Source organism: Streptomyces glaucescens, assembly GCF_002154375.1.
Lineage (GTDB): Bacteria > Actinomycetota > Actinomycetes > Streptomycetales > Streptomycetaceae > Streptomyces > Streptomyces glaucescens.
The window spans coordinates 1-10735 of record NZ_MUND01000036.1 but is presented as its reverse complement, the minus strand read 5'-3'; the positions used below and the strand labels follow the sequence as shown (position 1 = coordinate 10735).

General features: G+C 70.3%; 10 protein-coding genes and 2 pseudogenes. 6 read left to right on the top strand and 6 right to left on the bottom strand.

What is annotated here, in order from left to right:
• Positions 1–161 precede the first annotated feature (161 nt).
• On the top strand, positions 162–1235 hold the full coding sequence (locus tag CCN42_RS02830; protein WP_143661834.1) for an SGNH/GDSL hydrolase family protein: 1074 nt from the start codon (positions 162–164) through the stop codon (positions 1233–1235).
• A 17-nt stretch (positions 1236–1252) separates the two neighbouring features.
• Positions 1253–1407: pseudogene (locus CCN42_RS46035) on the top strand (IS630 family transposase); the annotation flags it as partial.
• 76 nt (positions 1408–1483) lie between these two features.
• Here CCN42_RS46035 and CCN42_RS02820 read toward each other — a convergent pair.
• Both CCN42_RS02820 and CCN42_RS02815 read right to left on the bottom strand, forming a co-directional pair.
• Positions 1484–1762 (bottom strand): hypothetical protein, encoded by a 279-nt coding sequence (locus CCN42_RS02820; protein WP_086732909.1) that lies wholly within the window; start codon positions 1760–1762, stop codon positions 1484–1486.
• A gap of 278 nt (positions 1763–2040) precedes the next feature.
• Entirely contained in the window at positions 2041–5094 is a 3054-nt protein-coding gene (locus CCN42_RS02815; protein WP_158102055.1) for an FG-GAP repeat domain-containing protein, read from the bottom strand.
• Between the two features lie 427 nt (positions 5095–5521).
• Here CCN42_RS02815 and CCN42_RS44125 point away from each other — a divergent pair.
• Positions 5522–5647 (top strand): annotated as a pseudogene (locus CCN42_RS44125) (serine/threonine protein kinase); the annotation flags it as partial.
• A gap of 231 nt (positions 5648–5878) precedes the next feature.
• Here the strand turns inward: CCN42_RS44125 and CCN42_RS02800 are convergent.
• Together CCN42_RS02800 and CCN42_RS45585 are read right to left on the bottom strand one after the other, a co-directional pair.
• Positions 5879–6178, bottom strand: coding sequence for a hypothetical protein (locus tag CCN42_RS02800; RefSeq protein WP_086732905.1), 300 nt, complete (start codon positions 6176–6178; stop codon positions 5879–5881).
• Between the two features lie 53 nt (positions 6179–6231).
• A complete protein-coding gene (locus tag CCN42_RS45585) occupies positions 6232–6363 on the bottom strand; it encodes a hypothetical protein (protein ID WP_281259465.1) in 132 nt (43 codons plus the stop codon).
• A 9-nt stretch (positions 6364–6372) separates the two neighbouring features.
• Between CCN42_RS45585 and CCN42_RS42015 the strand changes: the two genes are divergently transcribed.
• Together CCN42_RS42015 and CCN42_RS02795 are read left to right on the top strand one after the other, a co-directional pair.
• Entirely contained in the window at positions 6373–6657 is a 285-nt protein-coding gene (locus tag CCN42_RS42015) for a hypothetical protein (RefSeq protein ID WP_143661833.1), read from the top strand.
• A gap of 416 nt (positions 6658–7073) precedes the next feature.
• The gene (locus CCN42_RS02795) at positions 7074–7475 is read left to right on the top strand and encodes a DUF6193 family natural product biosynthesis protein (RefSeq protein WP_086732904.1); all 402 of its coding nucleotides are present in this window, start codon (positions 7074–7076) and stop codon (positions 7473–7475) included.
• Between the two features lie 124 nt (positions 7476–7599).
• On the opposite strand, the gene CCN42_RS02790 is transcribed toward CCN42_RS02795, so the two are convergent.
• Positions 7600–8484, bottom strand: coding sequence for a fructosamine kinase family protein (locus CCN42_RS02790; RefSeq protein ID WP_245877120.1), 885 nt, complete (start codon positions 8482–8484; stop codon positions 7600–7602).
• Positions 8485–9200: 716 nt separating this feature from the next.
• Positions 9201–10019, bottom strand: coding sequence for an SDR family NAD(P)-dependent oxidoreductase (locus tag CCN42_RS02785; RefSeq protein ID WP_086732902.1), 819 nt, complete (start codon positions 10017–10019; stop codon positions 9201–9203).
• Positions 10020–10160: 141 nt separating this feature from the next.
• Here CCN42_RS02785 and CCN42_RS02780 point away from each other — a divergent pair.
• Positions 10161–10735 (top strand): TetR/AcrR family transcriptional regulator (locus tag CCN42_RS02780; protein ID WP_422641183.1); only part of this gene is annotated, 575 nt, incomplete at its 3' end.

Below are 10735 nucleotides of genomic sequence, written 5' to 3'. Positions count from 1 at the left end.
GGTGGGGAGCGCGCGGACCTGCGCTCTGTACCACCGGCCGCAGCGGTGATCCTGGCGCCCTCGTACAGGTGACGTGGGGCGTGTCGGTCCACGGGTGCGGGGACACATCCACTGGACCGCCGCGGTGGGCGCGGCCTGCACCTGAGGAGTGTGGACGTCTCGTGTGTTCGAAGACCATGGCGAAAGCACTGGGTTCCGCGGCTGTGGCGTTCATGGCAGCAGTTGGGACGGGCAGCGGCGCGAGCGCTGACGTGGACGGGACCCACACGCGCGCCGCGAGGCTGAGCATGGTCAACCTGGGTGACTCGTACTCGGCGGGCTACACCCGCCTCGCCGGTGATCCAGCGGAGTCGGACGAGCCCGGCAAGTCGGGGTGTGAGCGGACGTTGCGATCCTATCCGTACGTCTTGAAGGACGAGCTGGCCGACCGGCTCGGGCGTACCGTGAACGTCACGTGCGGAGGAGCCACTACCGAAAACGTCCTGGCCACGCCACAGAGGCCGGTAGGACATGCTTCACTCGACAGGCTGGGGCTGCTCCAGGCTGATCCGCTGGCCCCGTTCCCGGCGCATCCACCGCAGATCGAGGCGGTAGCTCCCGACACTGACATCATCACGGTCGGCATCGGCGGCAACGACTACTTCAGCCGTCTGGCAACCACGTGCCTCGAAGCCGACGCCGCCAGCGACAACCCCGATCAGTGCCAGGACAACCTCAGGGCCGGCAAGTACGCCGGCCTGGGACTGCCTGCTGACGACCCGCATCTCGACCGGCCGAAGCAAGCACTGATCAGCAAGTACGGAACGCTACTCGGCGAACTGCATGCCAGGGCGCCGCACGCACGCATGTACGTGGTCGGCTACCCCTCCGTGCTCCCTGTGGACACCAGCACCTGCGCCCGCAACTCCCAGGAGCTGTTCACCCTGAACAAGGGAGACATCACCTGGCTGCGTCAGATCCTGGACGGCATCAATGCGGCCATTGCCTCCGCGACGGCCGGTGCAGCCGAGCGAGGCATGCCGACGGAATTCGTCGACACGTACCGTGCCACCGTCGGTAAGGACGCCTGCGCTCCGCGCGACACGAAGTGGGTGGAGGGCTACACCGAAAGGATCGGCGTGGTCGGGGTCGGCGGATGGGGTGAGCCGGCGCTGATCCACCCCAACCACCGCTACCACCACTACGTCGCGGGACAACTCGCCCTGCGCATCAGACACGACTTCGAGCGACGTTGAGCTGCCCTGGGTCCCGAGGACGGGAGGCCTTGCGCTCGGCGGGGCCGGCGAACTCCCCGACCGTCACCGATGCCGGTTCGCCGTTCGAGGAGGAACTCGGCAAGGGCCCGGCCGCGCGCGGCTCCACGGATGAGTGGTGGACCTGGCCCGGGTCCAGACCGTGATCCGCCGCCCGTCGGATGCTCACGGTTTCCGTCCGTTCCACCGTCCGTTCCACCGCTGCTGCCTCTGAGTGTCAGTGTTCTCCCTCACGTCGCGGCGGGTGTCCACGGCGCCTCCGACATGCAGCGCTTCCGGAAAACCGTTCCGGGATCCGTGAGGGCCACCTCGACCGCCTCCGCCGGGACCTTGCCGCTCATGGCCCGTCTGGGAACCTTGCGGTAGCCGCAGGCTCGGATGAGGTCCGTGGCCGTGGCCCAACTGTCGGCAGCCACCACCACCTCGTCCAGCGCATCGCACGCGTTGGTCGCGTCGACCAGGGGCGCATACGCGACGACGAGACCCGCCACGCGCGTCCTGGCGGTCATATCTCCCATCTTCACTCCTTGTGGTGAGGGTGGCGAGTCTGGTCCCCTGGTCGGGGGAAGAACCGCACGATCAGCTCAGGACCGCGCTGTGGTCAGCCTCGGCGCCCCAGACTCCGACCGTGCCGAGCGGTGGATGGTGCCCCCACCGGCCGTTCTTGCGCCAGGTGAGGTGGGCGTGATCACCGCCGCCGCAGGGCCCGCGCAGTTCGGAGTCCGACGACGCCGACCCGCTCACCCACGCGAACGCTCCGACGTGCCCAGGGCTTTCCTGCCGGTGTCTAGTTGAGCGTCTTGTAGATGCCCCATCCGGTGCCGATCCGTGTGCGGTGGGTGAAGCCGCCGTTTCCGTTGCCCGACCAGCGATACAGGTTGCCCGAGCTGTCGCGGGTGAGGAGGTCGTTGCGACCGTCCTGGGTCAGGTCGCCGATACCCACCAGGGTGTTGTAGCTGTTGAAGCCCGAGGCGATCTTCACGCGTCCCCCGAAGCCACTCCTGCCGTTGCCGTACCAGCGGTACAGGTTTCCGTACCTGTCCCGGCCCAGCAGGTCCCCGTCGGCATCGCCGTCGAGGTCGCCCACGCCGACCAGTGCCGTGTAGCCGGCCAGCCCCGTGGCGATGCGCACTCTGGACTTGAACGCACCCTTGCCGGTGCCGGCGTAGAGCCACAGGGCGCCGTTGCGGTCACGGGTCACGAGGTCGGGATGCCCGTCGCGGTTGAGGTCCCCGGGAGAGGTCATCACGTCGTAGATGCCCCAGCCGGTGCCGAGGCGGGTGGACTTGTTGGTCGCGCGGTCGAAGTACACCTGGCCGATGCCCCAGTACGCGCGCAGTTCGCCGGCGGAGTTGCGCACCAGCAGGTCTGCGTATCCGTCACTGTTCAGGTCCCCTGCCGACACCAGGGTCGAGCTGGTGGGCCAGTCCGCGGTGTAGCTGCGGTTGTACAGGTGGCCCTTGGGGTGTCCCTCCCAGGAGTCGGTCCTGCCGTCCTTGCGCACCGCGAGCAGGTCGGGGAAGCCGTCGCAGTCGTAGACGTGCGTGGGCAGGCGGCCGCACAGGACCTCCAGCGTGCCGCTTCCCACTCTGGCCGGGACACTGCCACCGCCGTACCTGGCGGTCAGCTGCCAGGTGTACACACCGCTCGGTGCGGGAGCGCCGCTGGACTCCCTGCCGTTCCACGAGATGTGGATGGCGTGGTGACCGCGTTCGGCTCCGCCCTTCTTCAGCGCGACCCGGCGCCCGGTGGCGCGGTGGGTGATGGCCAGTTCCCAGGAGTCCACGGGGCGGCTCGGCTGCAGGGAGGCGGACCAGGTGCCGTAGGTACCCGTGGGATGTCTCGGGGCGACGTGGCCGGAGGTGTCCGCCTCGCCCGTGACCGGGGCGGAGTCCGGTACGCCGTCCGTGACCACGTGCACGCGACGGTCGGCGTCCACGTAGGCGATGTGGCCGCCGTACTTGTCCACTGTCCAGGTGATCCTGCGGTCGTCCGTCAGCGTGCCGGCCGCCAGGGCGGCGAAGGAGCGTTCGGCGAGGGGGCTGCCGGTGTGGAAGTCCGTCAGCCTGAGTTCGCCCGCTTCCCGGTCGTGCCGGACGACATAGCCGTCCCCGAGCATGGCCGGACCGGAGGGCACGGCGAAACCGCGGTTGTTCTTCAGGTCGTACACGCCCGACTGCTTGCCCGTACCGCAGGACCAGTACAGCCATCGCGCCGTTGCCTGCAGGTCGGTGGGGACGCAGGCGACACCGGTCCGGACGGTGCGCACGGGTGTGCCCGGGGTGGAGGCGTTCAGGTGAAATCGCTCCCCGGTCAGGGTGCCCGGGCTGCCGACGGAGGCGCTCCACAGCGTGGAGTACCACAGGGCCGCGGCCTGCACGGGTCGGCTGCGGATCACCTTGTTGTAGCCCGGGCTGATCAGGTACTGGGTTCTCGGGGAGCCGCCGTCGACCACCACGTACGACGAAGACGCGTCCCTGACCGTGCCGCCACTGCCGGGCAGCGCCATCCGCAGATACGAGGTGTAGGCGTCCTCGCGGGTCTCGAGGTACGTCCGCCCGTCCGCCCGGGCCAGGAAGGCAAGCCCGTACCCGTTGCCCTCGACGATCCGGACGCAGTCGACTCCCGTGTCGCAGCGAACGACGGAGGCGGGCAGCTCCGCCGGTACCGGCTTGACCGATCCTGCCACGGGCACCGGTCCGGTGCCGACGTCCTGCTGGTGGATGGAGAGCCGGCCCGCAAGACCGTCCACCCGGTTGAGCATGCCGCGGTAGAGGTTCACACCCAGCACGTCGCTGACCACAGGAGGCAGGGGCTGTGCGACGTGGCGCGCCAACGCCCCGTCAGGCCCCTGGTAGAAACGGTGCACCCCCCAGTCGCCCGTATCCGAACCTCCGACGAAGACGGCGCTGCCGTCCGCCGACTGCAGGAGGTTGTCCGAGACGGCCGCGATGTGCTCAAGCGCGGTGACGGGGGCATCAGTATCGAGCGGCCGGGCCGTCAGCGGCCTGCCGAGCGGGGCGTTGGAGGTGGCGTCCGGGCTCGTGGTCAGGAGGGTGCCGCCGACGAGAGCCACGGGCACCGCGTCGCCGGGAAGGGGCAACTGCCGCACACCGGACGTCACATCACCACGAGGCACCCAGCGCAGGACTCCACCGTCCTGGCCCCACCAGGCGATGCGGTCCGCACCGAGAAAGACGCGCACTCCTGAGCCGCTGAGCGCATCGGACAGCGGGGTGATCACTGCCGTGGAGGAGTCCAGCAGCCCGTAACGCACCGTGCCGCCCTGCCCGTACGACACCACCGCGTGCCGTCCGTCCATACCCCTGGGTTGCAGTGAGCCCATCTGCGCTCCCTCGGGCAGGCCGGTGAGACGCAGTGGCTCCGTCGGCTCGGGCCCGGTGCCCAGAAGCACCGCGGCGGAGGGGGTACCGCTGCTGGCCTTCTCGACGGCCAGCACCTTGCCGCCGGTCGTGCCCCGGAAGTCGTACCCGGCGGGGAGCTGCACCTCCGTGCGTCCGCCGGTGTGCGGATCGAGCAGGGTGTACCAGCCGACGCCCTTGACCGGGCTGGGAGACAGAGCGAGCAGGTCACCCTCCGCTCCCACCGGGCGCACCATCGTCCCAGCGGGCAGGGCCCCGAGGCCCGGAACCGCCTTCGACGTGCCGCCGGCGTAGTCGGTCCAGGTGTAGCCGGGCAGGCCCTCCTGCTCGTGGAGGAAGCCCGTCGTGCCCACGGCCAGCGGGATGTCCCGGCGAGGTACGGCCCGTTCCGCAGGCGGGATCACGATCTCCTGGGCCGCACCCGCGGCGTCCTGGGCCAGGGCAGGCGGTGCATTCACCGCGAGTGGGACAGCCGTCCCCACGACAGCCAGTGCCGTCACGTACACACGCCCGGCCAGTCCCTTGCGGCGTCCGCGGCCGCCGTCTCGCGACCCACCACCAGATATGCCCATGTTGTATCCCCCCGTGTCCCCTTGCTGAATGGGCACCGCAGCGCCCTCGGCGGTGGGAGGCGTCGCCACCCCTGTCGTCGCCGTGGGCTGCGGCCGCGTCTCGTCGGACCGCCTGCTCGGACACGCTAACCGATCAAGAAAGGCCCGCCCGCCTCCGTCAAATAACGATCAGACATCCGTCGTTTCGTCCCTGTGGACCCACCCGGTAGCTGCCGACCGCCGTGGTCGTGGCCCGACCCCGGTCGCATCCGCACCGTGCCGTCCACACCGGCGGAGGCAGCGGTCGCCGCCGCGGCCGACGCGGTGGTACCGGACGCCCGGGGCGCCGGTGGGCATTCCCGAGCCGCTGTGGCAGGTCGTGGCGACGCTGCTGCCACCGGACCCGAAGGCCCGCTTCCGCACGGCCACCGGGGCACGCAGGGCCGGGAGTGCGGCGGCGTCCCAATGATCACCGGGACGAGCCGGCTGATGGTCGGCTCACCGGCTCTTCAGCGGCCGTCGCACGGGTCGTCGTCCGCAGACACCGGCTTGGTGTCGGCCGCCAGACAGGATGAGTACACCCGGGTCGGTGTGGGCCGCGGCTCCGGTTCCGTCGCGGCGCCCACAGCAATGATCGCCGCGGCACCGACGCACGTCAGCCCCGCTATCGCGGCGAGCCCTGCGGCGCGGTTCACCGGTCGCCGCTGAAGTGGTCGCGCAGCTCGTCGCTGCAGTCGTCCGCGCCGGCCGAGATTCGCGTGAAGGCCAGCACGCCGTCGTCCTTGCCTTCCTCCTCGGCCTTGGCCAGCTCCGTCTCGATGTCCGCGATGTACTCGGCGCACTCGGCGCTGACGGGCTCTTCGTGCTTCTCGGGCTGCGGCTCAGGCGCCGGGGAGGCGTCCAGTACGGCGGTGGCCGCGACACCGGCAGCGCACAGCACCGCCCACGCGGCAACCCACGTGCGGCGGCTCGTTCGTAATGGCTTGGGCATCCAGGCATCCTACGAGCCCGCGGCGGGCTGTCGCCGAATGGGACGGCAGTGGTTCACTCCCGCCCGCACAGCCCCCGGTACGGCACGTCCGCCAGGTACGTACGCCACTGCTCGCGTGTCAGCGTCCCACCGGCCCGGCGGCACACCGCGGCGACCATGCGAGCGGGGTCGATGGCGTACCGCACGTTCAGGGAATGCTCACTGCGGCCCGCAAGCTGCTGGGAGTCAGGGAGAACCCGCCCGGCTCCAACAACAACGTCATCACCCGGTGGTACGGACTGCGCGGCCCGTGGTGCAACATGGCCGTCAGCTACGCAGCCGCCCACTCCGACAACCTGGCGGCGACAGGCGGCAAGTTCGCCTACGCCGTCGCCCACGCCCGCTACTTCCAAAACCGCCAAGTCGAACAGCGAGGGCGGTCTGCGCACCACGACCACCGCCACGTACGACGGCTACTACCGCTTCGCCTACGCCGGTGACGCGGACAACGCGCCGTCCGTCGCCGTCGCCGACCACGTCGACGTGCAGTAGGCAGCCGGATCGGCGGACCCCCCTCGCAGAGCCCTGCGCGGGGGGTCCGTTGCAACCTCGCGGTGCACGCGCGCGCGGACCTGACCGGCTGGCCGTACGGGCGGCGGGGCGTGGCGTTGGAGGCGCTGTTCGCGGACCACCGCTCGGAGGCGCCGCTGACCTGCGCCCGCCGACGACCGACCCGGCCGTGGCCCGCCGCGAGGGTGGCTGCAGTGGCTGTGTCATCCGGTACACGTCGCGGCGCCTGTCTGTGGAGAATTCAGCAGGGACGGCTCAGACGCCAGAAGTTCAGCCGTGCGGCAGCGAGGAAGGCGAACGGCGGCGTGTAACTGAGCTCTTGCAGAGCAGCCGCTACAGTCCGAGCATGGCAGAGAAGGACATATTCGAGACAGCATCAGACGACCCTGTGGCAGCCAAGTGGCAGGTCGTGCGAGAGTGGGACGCGAGCCTCATCGACAAGCCCCTTGTAGAGGCGGCATACGCGAACCCTGCCCTCCGGGCTCTGTTTCCGCTGGTGAGCCATGGATCGCTCCAGTTCAGCCGGTGTACCCGCTTCCCTTGGTCGCAAGACCTGCCCTCGATATTCCCCTATGACGGACGGCTCTTCCGTGTTGTTCGGCTGCATGAGCCTCGCGGTTCGGGGCGGGAGCAGATCGGTGGCCCTGTTACTGCCGATGAGGCCGTGGAACTCGTAGCTGCGCACCTACCCGCAGGTTGTGGTCCTGCCCTTGACGGCACCCCCGACGTCCTGGAATCGCTCAGCTGAGTCGAGAGGTGCTGGGCGAGCGGACCGGAGAAGATCTGGTGGTCGCGGACCGAGGGGTTGCCAGTCGCAGCCGCCCCGGTCCCCCGCCACGCGTTACGGCATCCTGGGCGGTGTCGACCTGACCTCAGGGCCGCCGCCGGAACGGGGCGAGTGTGGCGCGAACGAGGTCGGCGGCGCCCCAGTCGGGGTCGAACTGGGCGATCACGGCCAGGTGCTGGCGTAGCTGGAGGATCGGCATGCGTTCGCGCCAGTCGCGGTCGAGCCCGGTCAGCTCGGCGTACAGCTCGAAGAATGCGTGCGCCTCGGGCGGCGGCGCCGTCGTCCACAGGTGGGCCAGGTCGACCTCGGCCCACGTGTACGAAACAGCCGGGTCGATCAGTGCGGGCCGCCCGTCGGGGGTGGCCATGGCGTTCAGCGCCCAAAGGTCGCCGTGCGTCAGGCACGCGGGCCTGACCGGCAGCAGCTCGGGCAGCCGGTCGCACAGCCGTTGCAGCGCCGCCCGGTCCGCGGCGTCGAGCGCCTCCCGGACGCGACGCTCACCGAGCCAGCGCAGCAGACGGTGCTGGGCGAAGAACTCGAACCCGTCGTCATGCCAGGTGTTGACTTGCCGACGACGGCCCAGCCAGTTGTCCCGGTGCCACCCGAATCGGGGGTACCGCGTGGTGGTGTGCAGGTGGGCGAGCGCATGCGCGAACTGCTCCCAGAAGGCCTCGGTGCTTGGCCGGGGCTGCAGCACGGACAGCACGAGCAGGTCGCGGTCCGCGAGGATGATCTCCGGTGTGGCGATGCCGCCGGTCTCGCGCAGCACGGTGAGCCCTTCAGCTTCCGCGGCGAAGGCGTCGTCCGACGGCGGCTCGCCGAACGCCTTGACGAAGACCGACGTGCCGTCACCGCGACGGGCGAGGCCCGCGGTCGCGGCGAGGCCTCCAGTGGCCGGCTCGACCGCGACGACGTCGGTCAGGCCGGCCGCGTGCAGGCGTTCCAGCAGGAAGGACATCGCGCCTGTCACTGGTGTGCTCCTCTCCGTTGGTCACGCATCATGGCATCAGGGGTGAACCCGCGACGACTCCTTCATCGGTCCTGGTTGGACCGCACACCCTGACGCCGCCCTGTCGACCGCCTGTCCGCGCGTGGCGTCGTCGGAGTCGGGGCCTTCGAACTGCTGCGAGGCTTGAAGGCATCGCTGGGACTCGGCGCAGAGGTGTGCGCAGGGGCGGTGCCGAGTCTGGGCAGGAGCGGGACGACCGGCAGGGAGAAGGTCACCTCGCCGGCGAGTGCGCCGAGGGACAGGAGGAGGCCCTCACGCTGCCCGAGCCGAGGCCGGCGACGGCTGTGCCGAGTGCCACCACGATCGCGGCGCCGACAGTGCGGGGCGCAAGGCGCCGACGGTCCATCATGGCCCCACCAGGGCAGGCACGAAAGGGACTGCTCCGACCACAGCGGCGATCAGGGCGGGCCCAGCGTGCCGGGTGGCTTCGACGAGGAAGACGTTGAACCCTGGCAAGCCGGTGGCGGCCGGCGCGATCAGCAGCGGACGTCACGTGCGGTCAGGCGCACGCGGGGCAGGCGCCGGTGGCCCACGGCGATCAGCAGGATCGCCGGCGAGCGCACACCGCAAGGCTTGTCCCGCGAAGACCGGGTGGTCGGCGATGGCGACGGAGACCGCGGTCGAGGTGCCGACGAGCAGCATCGCCGAGGCGGCGCCGCCAGGGACGGTGGCAGCTCTCATGCGGCGTGCTCCGGCGATGTCGAGGAGACGGCCGAGGGGGCCAGGACCTTGCGGGTGACGCGTTCGGCGATGGCCGCGACCAGGGTCCGGGGGCGGCGGGGTGTCAGGTGTGCGGCCAGGGCGTTGCCAAGTCCGGGGGAGACATAGCCGCGGTCGCGCTCCAGCGCGCGCAGCGCGGCGCGGACGACAGGCTCCGCGGTGGTCATGGAACCGGTGACAGCCGCCCGGCGGGTGCCGATGGTGTCGAAGAAGGCGGTCTCGACCGGGCCGGGGCACAAGGTGAGCACGCGGATGCCGCGCCGGCGGTACTCCTGACGCAGGGCGAGACCGAAGTTCAGCACGAAGGCCTTGGCCGCACCGTAGACGGCGAAGTACGGGGCGGGCTGGAAGGCGGCGTTGGACGCGACGTTGACGACCGCCCCACGGCCGCGCTCCAGCATGCCGGGCAGGAGTTCGTGGGTGAGGTCGACGAGGGCGACGACATTGACCATCAACTGGTCGTGGTCGCGGGCCCCGGAGATCTCCTCGAAGCGGCCGCAGGTCCCGAATCCGGCGTTGTTGACCAGCAGGTCGACGCTCAGACCGCGGGCGGTCAGCCCGTCGGCGATGCGGCGGGCCGCGTCCGGCTCGGCAAGGTCCTGGACCAGCACATGTGCGCGGACGCCGTGCTCGGCGGTCAGGCGCTCGGCAAGGGCGGCAAGCCGGTCTCCGGAGCGGGCCACGAGGATCACATCGCGTCCCTGGGCGGCGAGCTGCGCGGCGAACTCCGCGCCGAGGCCGGACGACGCTCCGGTGATGAGGGCGGTGCTGTTCACGAGTTTCTCCTTCAGTCGAGAGCAACTGGGTGAAGTATGTATCGCTACTTCCACGAACCGCAACAGAGATGATGCAGTTAGGGTCAGCATCGCGTCACGGATGTACGATGTTTCCGGACAAGCGGTCCAGTAGGAGGCGTGATGGGTGAGACGGCGGAACGATCGCTGCGGGCGGACGCGGAACGCAGCGTGCGGGCGATCCTGGAAGCGGCCGAGCGGGTACTCGCCGAAGATCCCGGCGCCTCCATGGAGCAGATCGCCGCAGCCGCGGGAGTGGCACGCACGACGATCCACCGGCGGTTCGCCAACCGGCAGGCACTGATCGAGGCGTTGGCGTCATCCGCCGCTCGTCAGCTCGCCCGGGCAGTGGACGACGGCAGGCCGGACACCGCGCCGCCGCTGGTGGCGATGCACCGGATCACGGCCAACGTGCTGCAGGTCAAGAGCGCCTGGGCGTTCGCCCTGGAGCTGCCGGCCGACCCGGACAGCGAGGCCGCCGTCCTCCATCAGGACATCGCCCGCAGATGCGTCGCGGTACTGAAGCGGGCTCAGGACGACAAGCTCATCGACGAAGCGGCCGACCTCGACTGGGTGCGCCGGGTCTACTACGCGCTCATCGGGGAATCCCTGCACGGCAACGCGGACGGCGCCGTGCAGCAGGGTGTCGACGATGCGGGTGGCGAGGGTGTCCGGGTCGGCGCCGTCCGCGTTGCCGT

What these genes read in the sequence shown, in the direction of transcription:
- CCN42_RS02820 (WP_086732909.1), bottom strand. Translation starts at nt 1,762, where the DNA reads ATGACCGCCAGGACGCGCGTGGCGGGTCTCGTCGTCGCGTATGCGCCC.
- CCN42_RS02800 (WP_086732905.1), bottom strand. Translation starts at nt 6,178, where the DNA reads ATGCCCAAGCCATTACGAACGAGCCGCCGCACGTGGGTTGCCGCGTGG.
- CCN42_RS42015 (WP_143661833.1), top strand. Translation starts at nt 6,373, where the DNA reads ATGCTCACTGCGGCCCGCAAGCTGCTGGGAGTCAGGGAGAACCCGCCC.
- CCN42_RS02795 (WP_086732904.1), top strand. Translation starts at nt 7,074, where the DNA reads ATGGCAGAGAAGGACATATTCGAGACAGCATCAGACGACCCTGTGGCA.